The following is a 23,940-nucleotide window of genomic DNA, read 5'->3' as shown; positions in this document are numbered from 1 at the left end:
CAAGGGGTACTCGCCGATGGCAGCGTGCCGCGCGGTGCGGGCGTCAGCCGCGCCGACCGGGGCGGTATGCCGGGCGAGGAGGTGCATGGGTATGCCGGGCGAGGAAGTGCATGAGCCATGGCGCGTCTGACGGTCAGGGCGGAGGAGTTGGTCGTCCGGCTGTCGTGGTGGGAGAAGATCTTGGCGCGCCGGCGCAACGTACACCTTCCCCTGGAAGCCGTGGAGTCGGTGGAGGCCGACCCCTCCTGGTGGCGCGCCCTGCGCGGCACACCGGGCCGGGGCGTCTGGATCCCGGACGTGCTGTGCCTCGGTGTGCGGAAGGCGGCGGGAGCGAGGGACTTCGTCGCGCTCCGGCCCCGGCAGGGCGGGGTGGTCAGCGTCGACCTGAGCCCGATGTCCGCGGCGTTCGCCCGGGTCGCCGTGTCGGACCGTATCCCCGACGGGACGGCGGCCACCCTGCGCACCGCCCTCAGCCGCGTACGAGGCGCACCGCCCGGCCGGCCGGGCAGGGAACCCGAGGGCGGCCCGTCCGGCACCTCCACCCCGGAGGGCGGTCCCGGCGCCCCGTGACAACGCCCGCGGGGCCGACCGGGAGAGCGCGGCTCGGCGGCGGCTCGGCACGGTCGGCTCCGTGGGCGGCTCAGCTTGAGGCACGGCAAGGTGCGACCGGCCCGGCTCCCCGCCCGACGGACTTCCGGGCACACGGCGAGAGGCGCACCCGCCGACAGTGCCGGGTGCGCCTCCGAGGTGAAGTGCGGGCGTCGATCAGCCTTCGCTGAAGGTCGTCCTGGCTTCGCGCTGTTCCGCCTGGTGCTCGGACACGTGACCCGGACGGGTTTCCTCGACGCCCGAACGCTTCTTGCCCTTCGGCGCCGTCCTGGCGGCCTGTCGGCCGGCCCTGTCCTTCGGCGAAGTCTTCTTGGCCACAGCAGCTCACTCCTCGTGAGTACGGAGGGGGTTGGACATCACCTACCGTGGCACCTGTGCGCACGATCCGCACATCGATCACTCACGGAGCGTGACAGCCTCCGGTGAGGTCCGGCCACTCAGCCCCCGTTCCGCGCCATGGCCTCAGGATGTCCGGCCGCCTCGGCCGCAGTGTGGGAGGAGGAGAAGGTGAAGGCCCGGGGGGACGGACCGTGGGTGCGCAGATCGGCCAGCCGGTCCATGGCCTCGGCGACGGTCGGCACGTGGCCCGCGGGGATCCACCAGAGCACGAGGTGCGCCTCGACGTGCCGTTCGAACCACTCGCGGCGCCGCCTCATGGCCTCCAAGTGGCCACTGCGGTAGGCGAAGTCCCACAGCGCCTCCTGGCTCTCCCACACCGACAGGTTGACGATGACGTCCTCGCCGGCGGGGCGCAGGCCGGTGGCGTCGGCCGCCCCGTCCTCCACGAGCCGCCACACGAAACCGGGCGAGCCGTCGGCCGCGGCGTTGACCGGATCGAGCAGCTCGACGAAGGGCGCGATGCGCGGGTCGTCGAGGGGATGGCGGAGCGTGGCGACGTTGAGCTGGGCCAGGTGGGCGGCGTGCGCGGGTGGGGTCATGACCTCATCCCAGCACGAGCCGCTTTTCTATGTCAAACAGCATTGTTTTTAGAAGATTCGATCACGACGCAGCACTCCCCCGGGCGTGCGTCCATGCGGGCGCGGACGGGACCGTCCACGCCGAGCAGCCCTTCGAGGAGGGCGAGGTTCATGCCGCAGACGAGGGGCGGGAAGCGTTCGGCGACGGCATGGAAGGGACAGTTGCGCATACGGACGACGGGCGCACCCGCCTGCCCCGCGGCGCCGCCCTCCCCTCCCGGCCCGACCACCTCGGCGGCCCCGGCCGCCCCAGCTGTATCCCCATAGCCACCACCCGGGCCACCCTCCAGGTGCGGTTCGTAACCTCGGGCGGCCAGCACCTCCATGGCTTCTTCGAGGCCGCCGCAGGGCGCCCCGGAACCGCGCAGGGCCTCACCGCGGCGGCGCGCGGCCGCGCAGAGCCCTGCATCGAGGCCGGCCTGCTCGGCGGCCTCGGCCAACAGCTCGGCGGCGGTGCGGTAGTCGCGGGCGGGCAGCGACACCGAACGCTCGACACGCGCTCGCGTGTACACCTTGGCGGGGCGGCCGGCCCCCGGCCCCGAACGCCCGGTCAGCCGGCGACTGCCGCTCTCCAGCAGCCCCGCCTCGGTCAGCCGGTCCAGGTGGTGCGCGGCGAGCGTGCGCGCCACTCCGGCCGCCTCGGCGGCCTCGTTGCGGCCGACTTCACGCCCCTGCGCCGCCACGTACTCGTACAGGCGGCGGCGTACCGGATCCTGTAGTACCGCGATCACGTCGATGTCCTTCACCTGGCCATTCTAGGAACAACGCAGATTGGACATAGAACGGCGAGAAGCACCCGCCCGCCCGCTTCGGGTCAGGCGGGAACGCCGGCCCGGTCCAGGACGGCGGCCATCTCGTCCACGGGCAGGGCGGGGTTGGCGCCTGCGCCGGAGGCCAGTTCGGGGATGTACAGCGCCTCGCGGAGGCGGGCGAGGGGAAGGCGCGGGTCACGGGCCGCCGCCTGGCGTGTCCACACGGCGGGGTCATGGCTGAGCCGTTCGATCAGCTCGGGTGTGGCGGCCGGGTCCCGGACGGCCAGCCGACGGTAGTTCCCGTCCGGATGGTCCGCGTAGAGCGCGGCGAGCCCCTCACGGGGAAAGCGGGGGTGCGTCTCCGCGATCCAGGCGGAGAACGTCGCCCCGAACCGGGCGAACACCCGCATCAGGACCTCCTCCGGGGTGTCGGGGTGGCGCCTGCCCAGGAACTCGTCCACCAGGGGGTCCTCGGTGCGCGCGAGCAGGCTCAGGAGGTCGGGCGGCAGGTGGGGGCTCTGAGCGGCGGCCCGCCGGAGCAGCGGGTGGGCGGAGGTCACGGCCAGGCGCAGCACCTGGGGGTCGGCGAGACCGTCCCGGACCCACTCCACGTCTCTCCGCGAGAAGGCCCCCGCCTTGAAGGCGATCGCCATGCGCCGTGTCTCGTCCAGCTCCGGCCTGAGGGACACCGCGAGCCGTACGTCCTCGTCACGGTCGACGGCGAGCTGCTCCACGAGGTCGGCGGGCAGCGACGGGTTCGCGGCAAGGGCAGCCAGGTGCGTCCGCTCGGCGACGCACCGCTCGGCGTCGGCGCGGTGGAGGAGCCCGCGGCGCTGCGCCTCGGCGGCGGACCGCGGATCCCGGAGGAGTTCGGCGGTGAGACGTGCGTCGCGCCGGCACTCCCGCAGTGCCGCTTCCCGCCGTACCTCCGGGTCGGGGTCGGCGAGCAGCGCCGACCGGTCGCCCGGCGGCAGGATCTCCCCTGCGTGTACCGCTCTCCGGCGCGCCGCCGGATCGTGGTGTGCGGCGAGTGAGACCGCGAATGACGGTGCCAGATGGGGCGATTCCAGCAGGGCCGCCCGTACGGAAGGCTCGGTGTCGTCCAGCAGACGGGCGCATACGGCGTCGGACAGCGGCGCGACCTCCGTACGCGGGTCGTACACCTCGGGCCCGTACGCGAGAGCCGTCCGCACCCTGGGGGAAGGGTCGTCCACGAGCCGGCCCCGCTGCGCGGGCAAGGCCCCGGCGCTCATCGCGAACTCCGCCCGAGCACCCAGGATCGGATGGGCCAGGATCACGGAGATGGCCGAATCGGGAAGCCCGGCCCGCTGGAGGGCATGGCGGGGCGGCCCGAAACCGCCACCGTCGGAGCCGAGCAGCCTAAGCAACAGCTCCTCCGGCAACGCCCGGTTGCCGGCGACGCCGTCCAGCGCGGATGCGTGAAACGCGATCATGACTCCCCTGCCCCTGCATCTTCTTCCGACGGGTCCGCGCCCATGATGGCCCCCTGTACCGCCAGGCCACCCGGCGCGATGACCGTGGCCGCCGCGACCGGCCCGCAGTGATCGACCGGTTCGGGCTCGCCGTCCTCGGCTGGTACCGACGAAGGCATGGTCTGGCGGCCGCCAGGGTGCCGCTGGAGCGTCGGTTCAGGCGGAGTCGTCGGAGTCGACCGCGAGCTTCTTGCCTTCGCTCCCCGACCGGGTGACGCCATCGACGGCCACACAGATTCCGAAGACACGATCGTGGCTGGTCCAACCATTGACACGGCCACGGTTGTTGCTGATCTGCACCCGCCTCCTCGCGGGGTCCACGGACGACACCAGATGCAAGTACACCGTCCCGGCGACACGGGCGAGGACGATGTCGCCGACCTCCAACTTCGCCGGGTCGACGGGAGCAACGACCACTTGCTGCCGACTGCGTATCAGCGGGATCATCGAGGATCCGCTGGGCCGGAACGCCACGGTGGCACCTCCGGCAACCCTGCCCGCCACCGCGTCCAATGCACCCATCCGGTGATCGTGGCAGATACCCCCGCATCACCCCACTGATTTACCCTGCGCCGCCACAGGCGAGGCGAGCGCTCCAAATCCCCTTCGGCGGCCGTGTGCTGATGGAGTCGATCGGGACCAGCCAGTCCCCCTCCGCCCGGTTCTGGGGCGCCCGGTCAGGTCCCTCCAGGGCGGGCAGGTGCGGAAGTTGAGCACAGTGCCCTCAGGACGTGGCGGTGATCCCGCCACCGGCCACGAGCACGGCCGACGGGCGGAGGCGCTCCCTGGCCGCTGCCCCGCCTTCCCCCATAGGCTGCGTGATCCACACCGTTCGGGGGATCATGAACTTCACGCGATATCGCAGACCGTCGGCCTACCTGCTGCTGACGGTGGCAGTCGTCCTCGGCGCTGCGGCCGTAGCCGGACTCGAGTCGGGAGACGAGGGCGCGCTGGTCCTGCTTCTCCGGCTCGGCGAGTACGCCCTTCTGCTGGGATGGCTCACCCTGGCCGCACTGACTGGGGCGGTCCTCCTGGGGCTGGCGAAGACTTCGCTGCGCGTGCCCCTGGCCGCCATGCTGCTCGTCATCGGCGTCCCGACACTGCTCATCGGAGGCTGGGCCTCGGCAATGCTCGGTGGCTCGGACGAGGCGGTGAAGACCGAGTCGGCCCCCCGCCGCAGTGACCGCCACCTGGTTGTGATGGCACGCAGCGGCTCCCTTGACCCGGTTTGGTGCGTCTATGTCCACCAGGGAAACCCACCACTGGAACGCCGTTGGACCGCCGGCTGCTTCAACGGCGACTCCGAAGACAACGCACTCAGCGAGACCGCGTGGACGGCTCCCGACCGGATTCGCATGACGACCGAGGAAGGCGTATCCCACTACGTGACCATCGCCCCAGACGGACGACCCGACCGCATTGTTGATCACCGAGTCGCGTCGGTCGCGACGGCCGACCGTTTCCCGTACGACCCGGGGCGAGCTACCGGGCTCGGTGGCGATGCAAGAGTCCCTGCACCTGCTCCACGTTCCACGGCATCACGCCAAGCGATAGGCCGCCGGCCGAGGACTGGCACTCGATGATGACGACCTGCGGATTCATGGTCCACATCTCGGCGACTCGTGGACGTCGCTGCCCGACAGGGTTCAGGTCTGCGGGAAGTGGGAGCACCGAGCCGACTCGCAACCAGGGCTGCCACGTCAGATGCCCCGTCGTCGTTCGCACCCTGCCGTGTCGCCAGCGCTGCTTTCCCGCCAGTCCCTTGACTGCCATCGTGATGACGTCCGGGTCTTCAGCCGCTGACCGGGCTTTGGAGCGTCGCAGCTTGGCCTGGAACACGAGTGCTACCCCGCCTCCGCCGAGCAGTCCCCACAACACCGCTTCAATCATGCGCCGTACTCAACCAGAAGCGGCGGGATTCAACCACGGGTCTACTGATGGGGGCGCGTGAGAGATGATCTTGCTGTGGCTGGTGTGATCACGGCGTCGGAGCCGTCTTGGATAGCCCCGTTCTCGGGGCTGAGCCCGCGGCAGTTCGGGAAGCTGGTGACGGTGCTGCGGCGCGCAGGTGCGGACGCGGACCGCAGGGGCCGGCCGTGGAGTCTTCCGATGGAGGACTGGGCTCTGCTGGTCGCGGCCTACTGGCGTACGAACCTGACCATGCGGCAGCTCGCCCCGTTGTTCGGGGTGTCGAAGTCGGCGGCTGACCGGATCATCGACCACCTCGGGCCGATGCTCGCCCTCCGGCCCCGCAAGCGGTTCGCGAAGGACACCGTGCTCATCGTGGACGGCACCCTGGTGCCCGCCCGGGATCACACCATCGCGGCACGGTCGAAGAACTACCGGTACTCCACCAACCACCAGGTCGTCATCGACGCCGACACCCGCCTGGTCGTCGTGGTCGGCCGGCCGCTCGCCGGGAACCGCAACGACTGCAAGGCATGGGAGGAATCCGGCGCCAAGGCCGCCGTCGGCAAGACCCTCACGGTCGCCGACGGTGGCTACCCCGGCACCGGACTCGTCATCCCCCACCGACGGCAGCGCGGCCAGACCGAACTCCCGGCCTGGAAAGAGGAGCACAACAAGTCCCACAAGCAGGTCCGGGCCCGGGTCGAGCACGTCTTTGCCCGTATGAAGACCTGGAAGATCCTCCGCGACTGCCGCCTCGAGGGAGACGGTGTCCACCACGCGACGCTCGGCATCGCCCGGATGCACAACCTCGCTCTCGCCGGATAGACCAACGGGCTTCACCGTGATCAACCATGGCCGAGGCGACCCCGAGATCATTTACGGGACAGCCCTTTGAGGTCATCTCATTTGGCAGCTACGTGTGGGGAATCCGAGACAAGTCGAGCCATCTCGTGCAGACGGTGCCAGTACTCAGGGGCGTCAGCTTCGCCGAGTACAGGTATGACCCGGTCTAGGCGGGCGAGGCAGCGCAGCAGAATGCTTCGACCCCGCGCTTCGAGCTCGCCGCCGTTCTTGATCCACGTGAAAACACAGCCCGCGGTGTCCGAGTCCAGCATCACCAGGTCGAAGCCGACCCGGTCCGCTCCAGCCAATCTGGGAGGAAACGGCAATTCCATGAACTCTCGGTACAGGCGTGATACGGCCTCAAACGCAGTCTCTTCGCTCACGCGGCCCATCATGGCGCAGCTTTCACAACCCCTGGAGTCGTCTTGAGCCTGCGGAAGCAGATGAGGGTGCAGGCGATGCTGGTGAAGGCGAGGAAGTGGTCGGCTTTGCGTTCGTAGCGTCGGTGGAGGCGTCGGCAGCCGGCAAGCCAGGCCATGGTGCGCTCAACGGTCCAGCGGTGACGGCCCAGCCGCTGCGAGGACTCAACACCCTTGCGGGCGATGCGGTGGGTGATACCACGCTGGCGTAACCATTGCCGCAGGTGGGAGCAGTCGTAGCCCTTGTCGCCGTGGAGCTTGCCGGGCTTGCGCCGCCTGCGTCCGCGGCGGGACCGGATCGGCGGTATGCCCTTCACCAGCGGGATGGGTTGTCTCGTAACTCCGACGGCCCTGGCTTCGACTGTGATCGGAAGGCTTGGTCAGGCGTCACTGCGACCGGGAGCCCAGCCGGTGTGCTGGGCCCAGGCGTCAGCGCGTCGGATGATGTCCCATACGAAGTCATCTTTCGCGCGGACGTAGCCGGGACGGTCGTTGCGAAATTTGGCTGCGCAGTGCTTCTTGGCTACCGCGTACTCGTTCGCGGCAGCCGTGTGGCACCGGAGGTAGTCGCGAAACAGTAGTGGGAACTGCTGTGAGAAGCTGCCCAGTTGCCGCACGTGCACGTGGGTACGGGGCTGGCCTGGAGATTCCCGGAAGTACCGTTTGGTCCGTTCGGGATTGTCCGCCCGGTATTCGAGCCCCATCTCTGTCAGCGGGCGCAGAAATGCATCCGTCGCTTCCAGCGATGCCACTGAGATCTGGATGTCAATCACCGGCTTGGCCGCCAATCCTGGCACCGAGGTGGAGCCGATGTGGTCGATACGAGCCGCAGCATCACCGAGGGCGACACGTAGGCACGTGCCCCACTTGGCGAACACGGCTGGCCAAGCAGGGTCGTAAGGCGTGATCTCGACCGACTCTCCCATACTGAGAAGTGTTGCAGGGCTTGCCGCAACCGTGATGCGCGGCTGCCGCCGCCTGCACCGCCGCTGCGAGCGCAAGGCCGAGCACTTCCCGGCCTTTGCTGGGATGGCAGCCGCTCTCATCTGCTGCCGCAGGCTGGCGGCCTGACGGGCAGCGCCCGGAAATGGGACGATCCACAGCGTGATCGGATGAATGCGCCATACCCCGCGCTGGGCGGTCATATCGGTCTGCGTGATCGCGGCCACGCTGCTCTTCGTCGGCGCTTCCGCGCATGTAGCCGACCTTCTCAGCCACGGTCTGCACCCCCTACGACTGGGCACCGGGCCGGCTCAACCTCTGCTGGTCGTCGCCGGCGCTGTTCGACACGCTCGCCGCTGTGTTCCTGATCAGGGGCAAACGCCGAGGAGTCGACCTCGCCTGCGTCCTCATGGCGACCGACCTCGCCGCCAACTGGTACGCGGTCTACGCCATCCAGCGCGGCAGCTTCGCCGCTCAGCAGCGGGTCAGTGCCGGGTCCACAGCGAGAGATGGCGCACAACTAGCGCCAACCAGCGTGTCCGGTTCGGACGGCCGGGCGCCCCCATACTTCTGACTCCGGCAGGTGGCGGTGATCGGCCGACAGTGGGGGCCATCGACACCGTTCGGTCCGCGTCCTCACGTATGTACTCCACACCCCCGGCAGTTGTAACGATGAGTTCCCAAGCTCCATGGCCGATCGGCCAGGCGTTGTGCCGGGTCTGGAACGAAGCGAGCTCCTCGGGAATATCCCGACAGGGCGAGCCGGTTCGGTATGTCCAGGCGGTGCCCTCAGGAGTCCGCCGATGGCCGGGCGGTAATCGCCCACCGGGCGCCTCCTGACCGGTTCCTGCCTTCCGATGCGGCCTGGTTCCGCTCCGCTCCTGTGCTCGCCCGATGCCATGCGAAGACCGCTCGGCCTGGACTACGTCGATGCCGTCCGCCTGGACTCTTGAAGATGGTCCGAGAGCGAGGGTGGCAGCCGCGGTGTCGGCCAAGGTGGTGGGGACCGGTAGGCCGTTTCGGTCGCATCCGCTTCGCCGGCTCGGCCGGTGTGATCGGAGGACGGGGGGATCGGTGATGGCGGATCAACGGTGGTTGCTAGCCTGTCAGGGCCTCGTCCGATGACCGCGGGAGTTCTTGTGAGTGATGGGCCTGCTCAGGACCTGATGGGCACCGTGCGTCGGATCGATTCGCTGCTGGACCGCATGGGGCTGAACCGCGACGACGTGTTGCGGGTGGAGGGGGAGGGCGGGCTCTCGTACGCCTCCGGGGTGGCCGTGGAGGAGGTGCGGGAACTGCTGCGCGGCGAGCGGTCCGATGAGCCCGGACGGGGGGTGGATGCCGTCGAGGAGCGCCACCGGCGCGTGGTCGAGCGGATCTTGTTCCTGCGCGCGACGCGGCTGCGTGCTGCCGCGGACGGAAGCAGGCGGGCCTACTCCCTGGCGGAGATAGCGGCCGGCGCGGGAACGAGTGCGCAGTGGCTCGACAAGATGATCAAGACGGGCCGTGCTCCGAACCTCGACCACGCCGCCGGGATCGCGGGTTTCTTCGGAGAGAAGATCGAGTTCCTGGTCGCCGAGCCGGCAGAGTCGCTGGACCGCGTCCTGCAGCAGATCCACAAGGACCTGCTGGAGCGGACCGTGGAGCGCCAGGACCAGGACCTGCGGCGCCTGCGAACCGCGGGTCCGGCGAGCGAGGTGGATCCCTCGCTCGGCGTTGTCGCGTATGCCGCCCGGGCCCTGGCCGACGTACCGGAGGACACCGCCCAGCCCCTGATCGCCCTGATCGAATCCGTCGCCCGGCGCTCCCGGGAGGAGCGCGCCCGGGAGGCCCGTGCCGCCCTCGAGACGGCGTTGGTGCACAATGACGTCGATTGAGCGCGGCGGCGTGGACACCGCGGCTCACCAGCGGTAACGCGCAGGGAACGATGCATGGGGGCTGTGCATCCGGCACGAGGGGCGGGTGGCACGGGGTGGGGGTCTCGCGTGACATGAAGCGGTATCGCGATGCGCTGTTCATGGGGCTGCCGCAGCCGGTTCCCGAGCCGCCGGTGGAGCTGCTGAAGGCGATCTGCGTGTGTGCGGCACGGTGCAGCGGGCGCGAAGTGCGCCTGATGCTGGAGGAGTTCCCGCCGGAGTCGGTGACAGGCCTGTGGCTGGACATGGGCGACTACGACCTGATCGCCCTCGAGGCGAACACCTCTCCCCTGCACCAGGTCGTGATCCTGGGCCATGAGCTGTGGCACCTGAAGGAGGGGCACTGCGGTCATGGCAGCGCGGCCGGTGCGATGGCCGCGGCCCGCATGCTGGGTGACCGCTGGAGCCTTTCCGACGCGGTCGCCCACGTCGCCGCCCGTACGGAGCCGGACCTCGCAGAGGAGCGGCGTGCGGAGAAGTTCGGCCGGATGCTGGCCGACCGGGTCAGGCCCTGCCTGGAGCGCAGGCGTAGCCCGACGCCCGTCGGCGGGGTGTCGGGCCGCATCTGGGCGTCGCTCAGAGGGTGACGGGCGAGAAGGCGTGAATCTCTACATCCCGGCCGCCGCGCTCGGCATCGTGCTGGTCGTCAAACTTCCCTCGTTGGTGAGGCGCCGGCACAGTCCGGTGGTCCGCAGCGTCAACGCCGTGATCTTCCTGCAGGCCTCGGCGTTCTTCTTCGCGGCGCCCCCGACGATCGGGGTCGTCAATGAGTTGACCGGCGTCAGCAACTTCTCTGTGGTGCTGGTCTACTGCATCCTCTCCGCCTACGCGTGTGCCTGCCGGGTCCTCATGGAGAACTGGCGTGAGGACGTGGAAGTCCTCCCCCACACCCGCCGTCGGGTCAGGCGTTGGATCTGGGGCCACGGTGTGGTGACCATCCTGGTCATCGGCTGCTTCGTACTGGGGGAGGCGCCGGTCGAACGGCAGCGTGACTTCGAGACGTATTACGCCAATACCCCCTTCATGCGCGAGATGGTACTGCTCTGCCTGTCCGCCGTCACCGCCGCTGCCGCCGCGGCGGCTGCCGCATGCTGGAAGTGGGCGCGCGACATCGGCAGGGAGTGCCCGGAGCGGAGGACACCGGCCGGAGGCTTGCTGCGCATCGGGCTCACCGTCCTGGCCGTGGGTTTCCTGACCAACGTCACGTACGGTGCGGCCAAGCTGGCCGCGGTCGTGGCCGCCTGGAACGGCCGGGACTGGGAACCGCTCAACCAGGCGGTCATGTCCTTCGCCGGCCTGGGCACCCTCCTCGTTGCCGCCGGCTTCCTCATCCCCATCGTGGGACCCTGGCTCGCCGCACAGGTCTTGGGGCCTCTGCGGACGCTGCGCGCCCTTGGGCCCCTGCGGCGGACCCTATGTCGCGTCGGCGGTCCCCGTGACCGGATGCGGCTCCCCACTCCGTGGAGCGCCGGCCCCGGCCGGCGCCTCACGGACCGGATGACCGACATCCACGACCGGATGCTGGAGCTCGGGGCGTACTGCTCGGACGACGTGCGTGCGCACGCCTATGCCGAGGCCCGCCGGGGCGGCGGGACGGAGGCCGAGAGCGTCGCCATCGGACTGGCCGCCATGTTCACGGCCGCGGCCGACGCCCGCGCTCGCGGCATTCCGGCGGACAAGGAGCGAGGTGTGATGGCGGTTCGGGCGCTACGCGCGGCCGAGGCGGAGTACCGGGACCTCCTGGTCGGCATCTCCCGGGCCGTCGGCTCGGTCGCCGTCCTGTCGCCTTCGGCCACGGAGTGAGGGGGCGGCCTGTCGGTCAGGCCGCCCCCTCGTCGCGGTCAGGGACGGGCCCCCGTGGTGTGGGGCGCCTTGTTGGCTGGTGCGGGTGTCACGGAGCGACCGGCAGGTCCGGGGTCAGGAGCGTCGGGATGCTCCAGCGCTGGGCCGGAGTGCCGTTGCAGCCCCAGATCATGAACTTCGTACCCCAGTCCCGTTTCGCCTGCGGCAGGTCGAAGCAGTTGTTCGACTGCGGGTTGTAGATGCTGCCGTCGGCGCGGGGAAGCCACTGCTGGCCGCCCTCGCCCAGGCACTGCCAGAAGATCAGGTCCGTGCCCTCCGCGGTCTGGTTGCCCCGGACCGCGACGCACTGGCCCTTCTGGGTCAGGGTGCCGTTGGCGTTGACGCTGAACTTCTGCGGGTCGGAGCCGTTGCAGTCCCACAGCTGCGGCTGGTTGCCGTTGCCGTTGGCGCCCTGCGGCGTGTCCACGCAGAAGTCGGGCGACGCGGCATACCGGATCGGCAGGTCCGTGGTCGTGACCGGCGGTACGTAGTTCTGGAACACGGACAGGCCGGCGATGGCGCCCTTGAGGTAGTTGCTTGGCTTGCTCACGTACTTGTACCGGCCCAGGACCAGGGCGCCGCTGGGTGCGGGGCTGGTGCTCGCCCGGTGGTATCCGCTGGAGGCCAGGGTGCCGTTGACGTAGAGGCTCATGGCGCCCGTGGTGGCGTTGTACGTGGCCGTCAGCTGGGTCCAGACGCCCGGCCTGAAGGTGTTGGCCGGGGTGACGGTGGCGTTGTAGTCGTACGGCCAGCCGTCGTCGTCACCGTGCGCGATGGCGAAGCGCCAGTGGCTGGAGTCGGCCCACAGCTTGAACGCGCTGGCGTGTGCGCCGTCCTGGCTGACGATCATTCCGTCGGCCGCGTCCATCTTCACCCACGTGGAGACGGTGAAGGACTGCCGGGTGTCGACGGCCTTGGCGGGGCCGGTGACGACAGACTTCGCCGCGGGGTCGAAGACCGCGACCTGGCGGGCGCGGCCGTCGACCGTCTCGGTGGCGTAGGTGACGGCGGTGGCGGTGGCGTCGTTGGAGATGCCGCTGCCGTTCTTGGCAGGGATCGCCTTGGTGTCACCTTCCAGGCGCCACTGCACCGTCGGGGCCTGGGCGTCACCGCGGACGTGGTGGCCGGCGTAGCCGTTGACCGCGCCGCCGGCGGCGGTGCCCTCCCAGGCGTGCAGGGTCCCGTCAGTGCCGACGGCCCAGAAGTCCGGGATGTCATCGCCGGTCACGTCACCGTCGGAGCCGACCCGCGGGTAGTCCGTGCCCTTGATCCCGTAACCGATTCGGGTCGCGGGCTGCGCCGCCACACCGGTGACCACGACGTACTGGTCGATCGCGCGGGTCGCGGTGGTCAGCTTGTACTGGAAGATGTCGCCGTTGGTGCGGTTGCGCACCCACAGCGCCGGGGCGGTGTCCGTGGAGGCACCGAGGTTCAGGGCGTTGCCGGGGACCATCAGGTCCTTGTCGTCCCAGGCACCGCTCGCGTCGACCAGGGTGGGCGCGGCGAGGGTCTGGTTGGTCTTGACCGGGTAGAACCACAGGTTTCCGGACTCCACGGCCAGCAGGCCGGTGGCGTCGGTGACCTGCCGGCTGGGCGTACGGGTGGTGCGGGCCGGGCCGGTCGGGGTGATCTGACTGGAGTACTGCCAGGTCGCCACGTTGTGGTAGCCGGTGCAGGCGGTGGTGTGAGCGGTGGAGCACTCCGGCTTCTGGACCGAGCTCTTCGTGCCGAGCGTGAAACGGCCCGGGTCGGAGAGGGTGTTGTCGTACGCGAAGAGCTGCGATCCACCCAGCGCGCCGGGGGTGGCCGGCTCCTGGTGGACGAAGAGGTCGTCCACGTTGCGGCCGGGGTCGAGTGAGCCGCGGTGGACGGTGCGGTAGTCCTTCCACGTCCGGCCCGAAGAGGCCTCCGGGGCCTGGAGCGCGGTGGCGGCGGTCCCGCTGGGGATCATGCTGCGGCTGTCACCGTCAGTGGCACGACCGTGCGTGACGAGGTTGCCCGCGGTGTCCGGGACCAGGATGTCGGAACGGGCGTCACCGGTGGTGTCACCGAAGGCGACCGCACCGTCCTTCCATGGCACGTAGAACGCGTACGACTGGGTCTGCGAGGAGTTGCCGGCCTCGTCCAGGACGCGCGCGTAAACGACGTTGGTGCCCCAGCGCGGGGGCTTGACGCTGATGGAGCTCACGCCGAGCGGACTGCCGGCCGGCGCGCACTTCTGCTGGGCGTCGGTGAGCTGCGGGTCGAAGCCCCACTGGATGCAGGCCAGTCCGGAGCTGCGCAGGCCCGCGCCCGGGCTCGGGTCGGACGCGATGACGGGCAGGGAGCCGGTGTCACCGAGACGCAGGTTGGTGATCTGGCCGTTGCCGGCCGGCGGAAACTGGGTGGCCGGGTCGGTGAACTGGCCGAACGCCAGCAGCGGCGGGGTCAGGTCGACCGCGAAGTGGCAGGACGTGGTGGAGGGTCCGCGCAGCAGGCCGTCGTCGCCGTGGACAGCCCAGCCGTAGTTGTGACCGTCCTGGATGGCACCCAGCGGCACGGTGTACGAGGCGTCGGTGCCGGTGCTGACGAAGCCGGACCAGCCCGTGTTCACGGTCGCGCCCGTGTTGTGCTCCCACATGTTCACGTACTCGGTGAGCTGCCCCTGGTTGGGGCTGCTGACCTTCGAGGCGATCGTGACGGTCGGGGTGGTGATCCACCCGAACTGGTCACCGGGAATGTCACCGCAGGCCTGGGTGTCACCCGCGACCACGCGGCGCGGGGCGGGGACCGTGCGCTGGTTCTCCGGGACGCGCGGCGGGAAGTCGTACTCGGCGCTGAGCACCGCGGTGTACGCGAACCGCTTGAAGGCGATCTTGTCGCCGGTGCCCTCCTGGCCCGTCAGGGCGAAGGCGAGCGGGGTGCCGGTGTCGCGGATGCCGTCACGCATGGCGTTGGTGACGTTGAAGTCAACGGGGATGTTGCCGTAGCAGTCGCCGCTGTTGCCGTTGCCGCCGACGGACTGGTTCTGGATCCACTCGCGGATCTGGTGGTTGCTCCACTTGACCGAGGAGCCGAACGCGCCGGCCCGGTACAGGTGCACCGGATACTTGTTCGTGCACGACCAGTCCGCCGAGATGTACTGCTCCAGGCGGAGGTTGGCGTAGTTGATGGTGGCGCCCGCGTAGCCGTTCAGATCGAACTCGTACAACGCGCGCTCGATACCCTTGCTGGTCTCCCAGCCCTGATAGCCCACGCCCGGACGGTCCCGGTCAGTGGAACCGGTGCGGTCGTAGTTGCCCACGTCGTACGCCTGCTGGACCCACGCGTGATGCTGCTTGCCCCGGCTGTCCACGGACCACGAAGGGTCGACGTAGATGGGGTACTTGGTGCCGGCACCGTCGAGCAGCTCGGCGCTGGGAGCCAGGGCGATCTCACCCGTGGCACCCTTCGCCGCGCCGTTCACCTTCGCGCGAATCACCGGGATCCGGGCCACGGAAGCATCGGCTCCGGGTCCGTCGGCGCTGCTGAGGCCGGCTGCGGCCTCGAAGTCGGCGTAACGGGAACCGCGCGCACCGGGTTGGTGCGCCTCGCCGGCCGACCACATCAGCGGGGCGGGGGCGCGGAAGACCGTGTCCTTGCCCGCGGCCGCGGTGAGGCTGCCGTCCTTGCCCTTGGCCAGCGTCAGACCGTCGGTGACCGTGGGGAACACCAGGTCACGCACGGCCGGGTCAGCGGCCGCCGCGGGCGTGCGCAGCACGACCACGGTGGTGTAGCCGCCGTACTTGGTGGCGCTCACCTGGAGGTCGGTATCGGGGGCAACGTCTTCGAACAGCGCGTCGTTGCCCCGCAGTACGGGCTTCGGCAGAGCGCCCGGGAACGGTGAGGACACGGACAGCCTCTTGCCGTCCTCGGTCGTCATCGTCGCCAGCGGCCCCGCGCCGCCGCCCGAGATGACCAGGCTCGAACTCGACGCCTTCGGCGCCACGGCGCCGTCCGCACGGACGGCCAGGGTGTCGTCCAGCGTCAGCCAGCGACCGTTGGCGCCCTTGGTGCGCTGAGGCAGCACATGGCTCTCGGAGCGGAGCGTGCCCTTCGGGGTGGCGACCGTGGTCGCGTACTCCGTCGTCAGCTCCGGGACCGGCACATCCTTGCCGGTCCTCGCCGCCAGTTCCCATGCCCGCTCGACCCCCGTACGTGCGGACATTCCTGACGGTGCGGTGGGCCTGGTCGCGGCACTGGCCTCTACGGGCGCCGCCGACGCTCGCGGCGTGGCCGGAGCGTCGGGCAGAGGCACCGGCGCGGCCTCCGCGACATACGGCGTCGCCAGCAGAAGGGCCGCCGTGGCCCCCACCGCAAGACTGGCGGAAACCGGCTTCCGCAAGCCGGTTCTTCGTGCATTGGACATGTGAGTGCCCACTCCCCTAGACGAGTTGAGTCCCTGATCAGACAGGCAAGGACCGGGGCACTGTGACAGGCGGCGGCACAGCCGATCAACAGGCGGACGAGTCAATTCCGCCCCTCTCGCACGGAGTCGTGGCCGTTTGGGCCCCGAGGTGACCTTTCCCACCCGCCCATAAACTGCTGTTGATAGTGACTCAACGATCGTTTACTGCTAACTTCCCCCGTTTAGGTCGGCAGTTAAGTGGAATTGAGGCTTCCGTTACATCGTTCCGGCCCCTGTAATCACTCTCTTCATACCCATTTGTCGCAAGGTCCCGGCCCTGATGGCCGGGACCTTGTCTCTCTGCTGTCCACAGACGGAGGAACCCTCATGTCAGACAATGGCGTGCGCCGAAGAACGCGCACGTTCCGCTCACGGGTGGCCGGTCCGGTCATCCTGGCGCTCGCCGCCTCGCTGCTCGGCGCACCGGCGGTGCAAGCCGCGCAGGCCGGGACCGAGGCCGCGGAAGCGGACTTCTCGAAGATCTGGAAGCCTCCGCACCGGCCGCTGCCCGGCACCAAGCCGGTCAAGGCCTCCGATGTCCGCAAGGCCAAGGCGGTCGAGCCCCGGTACCCGGTGCCCGCGCGTTCCACGCCGCAGCCCAGTACACCGTTTCCCGCGCCGGCCAGCGGCATCGCCGACCTGACGGGCGCCCCCGGCACGGCTCCGGTCCAGGCCGGCCGCCTGCCGGTGTGGGTCTCCCCGAAGGGCACCGCGGCCAGGTCGGGCACGGTCCCAGAGGGCCTGAGCGGCAGGGTCACGGTGGTCCGCACGGACGACCGTTCCGCGCGTGACGTCGGCGTCAACGGCGCCCTGTTCAGCCTCGCCGCCCAGTCGTCCGGTACGTCCCGGACGGCTTCCCGCGTCCAGGTCGGCCTGGACCTCGCCGGTCTGCAGGCCGCCACCGGGGGCGAGTTCGCCTCCCGCGGCCGCCTGGCGACGCTGCCCGGATGCGCGCTGACGACGCCGAAGGCGCCGTCCTGCCAGGTGCGTACGCCGCTCACCACGCGCTACGACAAGGCGACGGGACGACTGGTGGCCGACGTGGCGCTGCCGACGGCCGCCGCCCCGGCCCCCTCCCCCCTGGCGAGCGCAGGCGAGCCGAAGGCCGGCAGTCCGCTGCTCGCCTCCGCCGCGGCCCCGATGCTGCTGGCCGCCGAGACGGACTCCTCGGGCCCTGGCGGCACGTACGAGGCCACCGCGCTCGACTCCTCGCAGGCCTGGGCCTCGGGCGGCAGCTCCGGCGCGCTGACGTACGACCAACCCATCCAGCTCCCGCAAGCCCTGGGCGGTACCGCCCCCGAGGTCTCGCTGGGCTACAACTCCTCCACGGTGGACGGCAAGACCTCCGTCACCAACGCCCAGGCCTCCTGGATCGGAGACGGCTGGGACTTCAACCCCGGCTTCATCGAGCGCGTCTACAAGCCCTGCGACAAGGCCGGCATCCCCGACTCGGGCGACGCCTGCTGGGCGGGGTTCAACGCCTCCCTGTCGCTGGGCTCGCACTCGGGCGTCCTGGTACGTGACGACAAGGCGGGCTCGGCGACGGCCACCACCGACGCCGCCACCGGCGTATGGCGCCTGAAGAACGACGACGGTACGCGGATCGAATTCGGCTCCGGCGCCTCCAACGGCGTCCGGGACGGCGCGTACGCGAAGGTCACCGACTCCTCGGGCACCACGTACTACTTCGGCGTCAACCACCTCCCCGGTGGTGACAAGACCGACCCGGCCACCAACTCCGTGTCCTCCGTGCCGGTGTACACGCCCAAGAGCGGCCAGCCGTGTTACGACTCCGCCAAGGGCGCCGGTTCCTGGTGTCAGATGTGGCAGCGCCTCGCCCTCGACTACGTGGTCGACGCGCACGGCAACCTCACCACGTACAACTGGGCGCCGGAGACCAACTGGTACAAGCGCGGCGCGGGCCAGAACAACGGCACCGGCACGATGACCCAGTACACCCGGGCCACCACCCTGGCGAGCATCGCCTACGGGCAGAAGCTCTCCGACCAGGTCGCGGCCAAGGGCGCCCTCCAGCCCGCAGCCAAGGTCGACTTCACCGTCTCCGAGCGCTGCGTCGCGGCCGGCACGGCCTGTGACGTGGCCAACCGGACCGTCGCCAACAAGGCGAACTGGCCTGACGTACCGGTGGACAACGAGTGCAAGAGCACCGGCACCTGCGTCTACTACAGCGCGACGTACTTCACCACCAAGCGCCTGACGCAGATCAGCACCCAGGTGCGTGTCAACAACGCCTGGCAGGACGTGGACTCCTACAAGCTGGTCCACTCCTTCCCCGATCCGAAGGACGCGGGCAGCCAGCGCGCCCTGTGGCTGGACTCCATCCAGCGCACCGGCAAGACCGCGACGCCGAACGTGGACCTTCCGGTGGTGTCGTTCACGCCCGTCATGCTGCCCAACCGGGTGGACGGGACGAACCTGGTCCCGGCCCCGCCGATCATGAACCGGGCGCGGATCCAGCAGATCCGCAACGAGACCGGCGGCGTCCTGAACGTCGACTACAACCTCCCGGACTGCTCGCGCATCAACAACGTGATGCCGACGGCCGAGGACGACAACACCCGGGCCTGCTACCCGGTGCGCTGGTCCCCGCCCGGTTCCGTGGCCGACGCCGATCCGGTGCTGGACTGGTTCCACCACTACACGGTCAAGTCCCTGACCGAGAACGACATCGCCACCGACTCCCCGCAGAAGATCACCGCGTACGCGTACGACTCCGCCGCCTGGCACCGTGACGACAGCGAACTGACCGAGGCCAACGCCCGTACCTGGGGCGACTTCCGCGGCTTCGCCAAGGTGACCACCACCGTGGGATCGGGCAATGACGGGCCCAAGTCGCAGACCGTCACCACCTACCGCCAGGGCATGGACGGCGACATCCGAAAGGACGGCACCGCCCGCTCCGTGCACCTGACGGACGCGCTGGGCCAGGACGTCACGGACGTGGAGTGGCTCAGCGGCCAGGTCCTGCAGACCGAGGCCCTCAGCCAGGCGGGCGGCACCGTCGCCACCCAGACCGTGAACGCCGCCGGCGCCCCGGTCGACACCGCCACGCACACCCGCACCGGCTTGCCCGCCCTCGTCGCCCGTTACGGGGGAACCAGACTCACCGCCACGACCCGGGTGAAGCTGGCGGACGGAACCTGGCGCACGAGCACCAGCAGCCAGACCACCGACCCCGCCCACAACAACCGGACGGTGACCTCGCTGGAGCAGGCGGACGGGGTCCCGGACGAGTGCACCCGCACCAGCTACGCGAGCGGACCGGACGCCCAGCGCACCGGTCTGGTCTCCGAGGTCCTGAAGGTCTCGGGCGCTGACGCCTGCACCGCGGCCGCCACCGCCGCCAACACGGTCTCCCGCGCCCGTACGTCCTACGACGGCCTCGCCTACGGCCAGGCCGGTGCCACGGGCGACGCGACCAAGAGCGAGATCCTGGACCGTTACGCCACCGACGGCACCCCGGTCTTCGCCACCGCCTCCACCACCACGTACGACGGTTACGGCCGCGTCACCTCGAAGACCGACCCGAACAGCAAGGACGCTCAGCACCCGAACGGCTCCACCACCGGCTCGGTCTACACCCCGGCCGCCGCCGGCGAGCTGCCCGGCACGGTCACGGTCTCCGCGCCGGTCCCCGGCCAGGCCACCGGCACCTGGGATACCGTCACCACCTACGACGCCCGCCGGTCGCTCCCCCTGACGGTGACCGACCGTAATCAGAAGGTCACGACCAGCACTTACGACGCACTGGGCCGCCTGACCGCGGCGTGGCAGCCGGGGCGTGCCCCCGGCTCGCACGCCCACGCGAACGTGGTGTTCGGCTACCGCGTCTCCAACCAGGCGGGCGTCCCCTCCACGGTCACCACGAGCAAGCTGACCGTGGACGGTGACACCCCGGTGCGGACCACGTCGATCCAGCTGCTGGACGGTTTCGCCCAGCCCCGCCAGGCGCAGTCCACCCCGGCGAACCCGGCCTACACCGGCCGCCTGGTGACGGACAGTCGCTTCGACTCGCACGGCCGGGAAGCGGCCTCCAACGCGGCCTGGTACAACGACGCTTCGGGTCCGAAGGACGTCCTCGTCGCCGCCGCCGACAGCACCATCCCCTCGCAGAAGCGGACCAGCTACGACGGCCGCGACCGGGTGACCGTCGTCTCGACGTGGTCGCTGGGCACCGAGCAGCACCGCACGACGACCAGCTACCCGGGTGCGGACCGCACCGACGTCCTGCCGCCGAAGGGCAGTGCACCGTCGTCGGTGTTCACGAACGCCCTGGGCCACACCACCGAGCTGTGGCAGTACTCCACTCCCACGCCCACCGGGCAGGCCTCGGACGCGGCCGTCACCCGCTTCACCTCGACCCTCGACGGCCAGCCCCTGACCCGCACGGACGCGGCGGGCAACGTCTGGTCGTACACATACGACCAGCGGGGCCGCCAGGTCAGGGCGAACGACCCGGACGCCGGCACGATCACCCAGACGTACGACGAGGCCTCCCGGGTGTCGACCGTCACCAACGCCAGGAACCAGACGCTGGTGTACACCTACGATCTGCTCGGCCGGAAGACGGGCCTGTACGACGGCACCGTGAGCGCCGCCAAGCAGCTGGCCAAGTGGACCTTCGACACGGCCGCCGGTGGCAAGGGCAAGCCCGCCACCTCCACGCGCTACGTCGGCGGCTCCGCCGGCAAGGCGTACACCAGCGCCGCGACCGGCTACGACGACGGCGGCCGGGTCACGGGCACGACGATCACCATGCCCGGCACGGACGCGGGACTCGCCTCCGGCACCTTCACGTACAGCGTCAGCAGCACACACGACCGGCTCACCGGCAACCCGAAGGGCACGGTCCTGCCGGCGCTCGCAGGGCTGCCGCTGGACGACATCGCGTACTCGTACAACGACTACGGCCAGATGTACAAGTACGCCGGAGCCACCACCTATGACACGCAGACCGAGTACGACGCCTTCGGGCGCGTGATCCGGTCCACCGTCAACCCGTGGGCGTCCCAGGTCGTGTCCACCACGGTCTACGACCAGGCCACCGGGCGGATACGCGACCAGTTCACCGACAAGCAGACCTCGGTAACCGGCGCGGTGCAGCAGACCGGTTACACGTATGACCAAGCCGGCCGCATCACCTCGCTCACCAGCATCGCGGACAACAACCCCGCGCAGACCGACCGCCAGTGCTTCGCGTACGACCACCTCGGCCGGCTGACGACGGCGTGGACGGACACGGGCGGCATCAGCCGGCCCGACCCGCTCACGCACCAGACAGCCGACCAGGGCGCGTGCGCGAACACCACGCCGACCGCCGGTGCCGTGACCCCCGCGAAGACCACCGTCGGCGGGCCGGCCCCCTACTGGCAGGAGTACGCGTACGACCTGACGGGCAACCGCTCCAAGGTGGTCCGCCACGATCCGGCGGGTGACACCACCAAGGACGCCATCACCACCCAGACGTTCGGTGCTCCGGGGCAGCACAACGCCCCGACGTCCGCGCCCGCCACGGGTGGCGGCACGGGCGGTCCGCACGGGCTGCTGCTCTCCTCGACCAAGACCGGGACGAGCACCAACAACGACAAGTTCCAGTACGACGAGACCGGCGCCACGACCTCCTACCGGGCCGGCAAGGCCGGCACCAGCAGCCTGACGTGGAACAGCGAGGGCAAGCTCGCCTCGCTGACCATGGCCGCCCAGATCAAGGGCATCGGCGGCAAGTGCCTGGACGCGGCAGGCGGTTCGACCGCGGTCGGCAGCCCGGTCCAGATCTACACGTGCAACACGGGCGCGGGGCAGAAGTACTCCACCGCGAACAGCACGCTGTCCAGCGGCAACCGGTGTGTCCAGGCCATGGGCACGACGGCCGGATCGCTGATCACCTTCCAGGACTGTGACGGCGGCGCCGACCAGACCTGGACCCCGCGCGCCGACAGCACTCTGTACAACCCCGCTTCCGGCCGCTGCCTCGCAGTGCCGGGCGACGTCAGCACCGACAGCACGGACCTCGTGCTGGGCGACTGCGGAACCACCGTGCCCGCCGGGCAGAAGTGGACCATTCCCCACACCACCACGACGTACCTGTATGACGCGGACGGCAACCTGCTGATCCGCCGCAACCCCACGACGGCCACGCTCACCCTCGGCAATGACGAGCTGACGGTGAACACGGCCACCCAGGCCCGCACGGGCATCCGCTACTACCCCATCCCCGGCGGCATGACCATCGTGCGCACCGGGGCGGGCACCGCCGCCGGGGCGTTCGTCGCCCAGATCGCCGACCACCGCGGCACGAACAACCTCAGCATCGACCTGTCGACGCTGGCGGCCACCCGCAGCCGTACCGACGCCTTCGGCAACCTCCGGGGCACCCAGCCCTCGGGCTGGTCCGGCAACAAGGGGTTCGTCGGGGGCCAGGAGGACGACACCACCGGGCTCACCAGCCTCGGCGTCCGCCTGTACCAGCCGACGACGGGCCGCTTCATCAGCCCCGACCCCCTGCTGTCACCGACTGACCCGCAGCAGTGGAACGGCTACGCCTACGCGAACAACGACCCCGTCAACAACACCGACCCGGACGGCCGCATGTGCCTGCACGGCGCACCGGGCGGCGGAGCGGACGGCATCTGCGCCGGCGTCGAGGGTGACACGGACGGAGTGATCGGTGACTACTCCGACAACTGCGCCAACGAGTCCTGCCGCGAGGCCTCGAACCGCATGGCGGACCGGGCCCGGTGGCAGGGCAGGTACAACAAGACGCCGAACGGCAAGTGGCGGAAGGGGTACATCCCCAAGCCGAAGGAGAACTACAAGTTCAAGTACGAGTACCACTACAAGTACTACCTGGGACTGCAGGCGAACCTGGGGTCACCGGAGGAGGTCATGGCACTGTTCCAGCAGAACCCCCTGAAGGTCTTCCCGTTCCCGATCACCGGATGCACCGAGTTCTACGATGGGGCCGCGTGCACCCTGCACCCCGCTCCGGACTTCGTCGGCGGCAAGGGAGACGTGCGGGTGACGGTCGCGGAGACCAGCTTCACCTTCTTGGTCGTGGGCGAGGGGTACTTCGACGACCTCGGCTCGACCATCACCTTCAGCGTCCAGCAGAAGGGCGACGAGCTCTTCCTCCACCAGGACGCCAAGACGACCGGCACCAAGTTCGGCCCCTGGCTCTACGGGACCAAGGGCGGAGAGGCCGCACGTGAGTGGAGCAGGCAGACCTTCAATCTCCAGAAGTTGGTCATGAAGGAGCGCCACAACATCAAGATCACGAACCGCCTCTCCCAGGGCGTGTACCCCCAGGGACCCAACGGCTGAGCCAAGCCGAACGGTTCGGACCGGAAAGAGGGAAGCCCCCGACCGCATCCGCGGTCGGGGGCTTCCCCATGCCGATCCCAGCGAGCGACCTCGGCCACTTTCGCAAGGGCCGTCCCTGCCACTGCCAGCCACCTGAACCGGTTGGCCGCGGTTCGGCCCGGCAGCGGCGGGTTTCGGGTCGGGTCGATTCGACGCCCGACTTCGGCGGGAACATCTGCTGGAGGCGTGGACCGTGGACCCCACCGTCTGACGGCCCGGGGTCACCCCCTCTCGGTCGTCATCCACCCGGCGCGGCCTTCGGCCGATCGGCTCAGGGTGCGGGCGCGTCTCGGTCGTGCGGGCGGTGGGCGGTGGAGGATCGGCAGGCCGGGGGCTCGCGACCGCCGCGCGCCCCGACCCATCGTGCGAGAGGTCCCGACCATGAAGCCGTTCGACGACGACGCCCTCCGCACCGCTCCGGCGGTGGCGG

At 70.0% G+C, this 23,940-nt stretch carries 16 protein-coding genes and 1 pseudogene; 8 read left to right on the top strand and 9 right to left on the bottom strand.

The features are described 5' to 3' along the window. Positions 1-117 precede the first annotated feature (117 nt). Positions 118-570: a hypothetical protein gene (locus tag ACIA8N_RS14715; protein WP_365782755.1), complete on the top strand. Its 453-nt coding sequence runs from the start codon at positions 118-120 to the stop codon at positions 568-570. A 195-nt stretch (positions 571-765) separates the two neighbouring features. Here ACIA8N_RS14715 and ACIA8N_RS14710 read toward each other — a convergent pair whose 3' ends face one another. The 5 genes from ACIA8N_RS14710 to ACIA8N_RS14690 all read right to left on the bottom strand — a co-directional run bounded on the left by ACIA8N_RS14710 (position 766) and on the right by ACIA8N_RS14690 (position 4,353). Further along, entirely contained in the window at positions 766-927 is a 162-nt protein-coding gene (locus tag ACIA8N_RS14710) for a hypothetical protein (protein WP_365782753.1), read from the bottom strand. A 119-nt stretch (positions 928-1,046) separates the two neighbouring features. Next, on the bottom strand, positions 1,047-1,547 hold the full coding sequence (locus ACIA8N_RS14705; protein WP_365782751.1) for a DUF3291 domain-containing protein: 501 nt from the start codon (positions 1,545-1,547) through the stop codon (positions 1,047-1,049). Positions 1,548-1,579: 32 nt separating this feature from the next. Further along, on the bottom strand, positions 1,580-2,332 hold the full coding sequence (locus ACIA8N_RS14700) for a helix-turn-helix domain-containing protein (RefSeq protein ID WP_365782749.1): 753 nt from the start codon (positions 2,330-2,332) through the stop codon (positions 1,580-1,582). A gap of 68 nt (positions 2,333-2,400) precedes the next feature. Next, positions 2,401-3,792, bottom strand: coding sequence for a Mucin-2 (locus ACIA8N_RS14695; protein ID WP_365782747.1), 1,392 nt, complete (start codon positions 3,790-3,792; stop codon positions 2,401-2,403). Between the two features lie 195 nt (positions 3,793-3,987). Then, on the bottom strand, positions 3,988-4,353 hold the full coding sequence (locus ACIA8N_RS14690; protein WP_365782745.1) for a S24 family peptidase: 366 nt from the start codon (positions 4,351-4,353) through the stop codon (positions 3,988-3,990). 296 nt (positions 4,354-4,649) lie between these two features. Between ACIA8N_RS14690 and ACIA8N_RS14685 the strand changes: the two genes are divergently transcribed. Further along, positions 4,650-5,414 (top strand): hypothetical protein, encoded by a 765-nt coding sequence (locus ACIA8N_RS14685; protein WP_365782743.1) that lies wholly within the window; start codon positions 4,650-4,652, stop codon positions 5,412-5,414. Between the two features lie 382 nt (positions 5,415-5,796). Beyond that, positions 5,797-6,567 carry a transposase gene (locus tag ACIA8N_RS14680; RefSeq protein WP_365782741.1) on the top strand — a complete coding sequence of 257 codons (771 nt, stop codon included), beginning with the start codon at positions 5,797-5,799 and terminating at the stop codon, positions 6,565-6,567. Between the two features lie 77 nt (positions 6,568-6,644). On the opposite strand, the gene ACIA8N_RS14675 is transcribed toward ACIA8N_RS14680, so the two are convergent. The 3 genes and pseudogenes from ACIA8N_RS14675 to ACIA8N_RS14665 form a co-directional block, all read right to left on the bottom strand. Continuing rightward, on the bottom strand, positions 6,645-6,968 hold the full coding sequence (locus tag ACIA8N_RS14675; protein ID WP_365782739.1) for a hypothetical protein: 324 nt from the start codon (positions 6,966-6,968) through the stop codon (positions 6,645-6,647). Positions 6,969-6,976: 8 nt separating this feature from the next. After that, positions 6,977-7,312, bottom strand: a pseudogene (locus ACIA8N_RS14670) (transposase); the annotation flags it as partial. A gap of 72 nt (positions 7,313-7,384) precedes the next feature. Continuing rightward, positions 7,385-8,173: a GrpB family protein gene (locus ACIA8N_RS14665; RefSeq protein ID WP_399416384.1), complete on the bottom strand. Its 789-nt coding sequence runs from the start codon at positions 8,171-8,173 to the stop codon at positions 7,385-7,387. A 131-nt stretch (positions 8,174-8,304) separates the two neighbouring features. Here ACIA8N_RS14665 and ACIA8N_RS14660 point away from each other — a divergent pair, with 131 nt between their 5' ends. The 4 genes from ACIA8N_RS14660 to ACIA8N_RS14645 all read left to right on the top strand — a co-directional run bounded on the left by ACIA8N_RS14660 (position 8,305) and on the right by ACIA8N_RS14645 (position 11,665). Beyond that, positions 8,305-8,520, top strand: coding sequence for a hypothetical protein (locus ACIA8N_RS14660; protein WP_365782735.1), 216 nt, complete (start codon positions 8,305-8,307; stop codon positions 8,518-8,520). Positions 8,521-9,112: 592 nt separating this feature from the next. Continuing rightward, positions 9,113-9,823: a hypothetical protein gene (locus ACIA8N_RS14655; protein ID WP_365782733.1), complete on the top strand. Its 711-nt coding sequence runs from the start codon at positions 9,113-9,115 to the stop codon at positions 9,821-9,823. Positions 9,824-9,936: 113 nt separating this feature from the next. Further along, positions 9,937-10,449: a toxin-antitoxin system, toxin component gene (locus ACIA8N_RS14650; RefSeq protein WP_365782731.1), complete on the top strand. Its 513-nt coding sequence runs from the start codon at positions 9,937-9,939 to the stop codon at positions 10,447-10,449. 13 nt (positions 10,450-10,462) lie between these two features. Then, positions 10,463-11,665 (top strand): DUF6545 domain-containing protein, encoded by a 1,203-nt coding sequence (locus ACIA8N_RS14645; RefSeq protein WP_365782729.1) that lies wholly within the window; start codon positions 10,463-10,465, stop codon positions 11,663-11,665. Between the two features lie 88 nt (positions 11,666-11,753). On the opposite strand, the gene ACIA8N_RS14640 is transcribed toward ACIA8N_RS14645, so the two are convergent. Continuing rightward, a complete protein-coding gene (locus ACIA8N_RS14640) occupies positions 11,754-15,890 on the bottom strand; it encodes a ricin-type beta-trefoil lectin domain protein (RefSeq protein ID WP_365782727.1) in 4,137 nt (1,378 codons plus the stop codon). Between the two features lie 567 nt (positions 15,891-16,457). Here ACIA8N_RS14640 and ACIA8N_RS14635 point away from each other — a divergent pair. Continuing rightward, on the top strand, positions 16,458-23,471 hold the full coding sequence (locus ACIA8N_RS14635; RefSeq protein WP_365782725.1) for a ricin-type beta-trefoil lectin domain protein: 7,014 nt from the start codon (positions 16,458-16,460) through the stop codon (positions 23,469-23,471). The last annotated feature ends 469 nt before the right edge of the window (positions 23,472-23,940 follow it).

Origin of the sequence: Streptomyces sp. NPDC051822 (assembly GCF_044452745.1) — a bacterium.
Classification (GTDB): Bacteria; Actinomycetota; Actinomycetes; order Streptomycetales; family Streptomycetaceae; genus Streptomyces.
The sequence above is the reverse complement of the archived record's forward strand: the minus strand, read 5'-3'. Positions and strand labels throughout refer to the sequence as shown.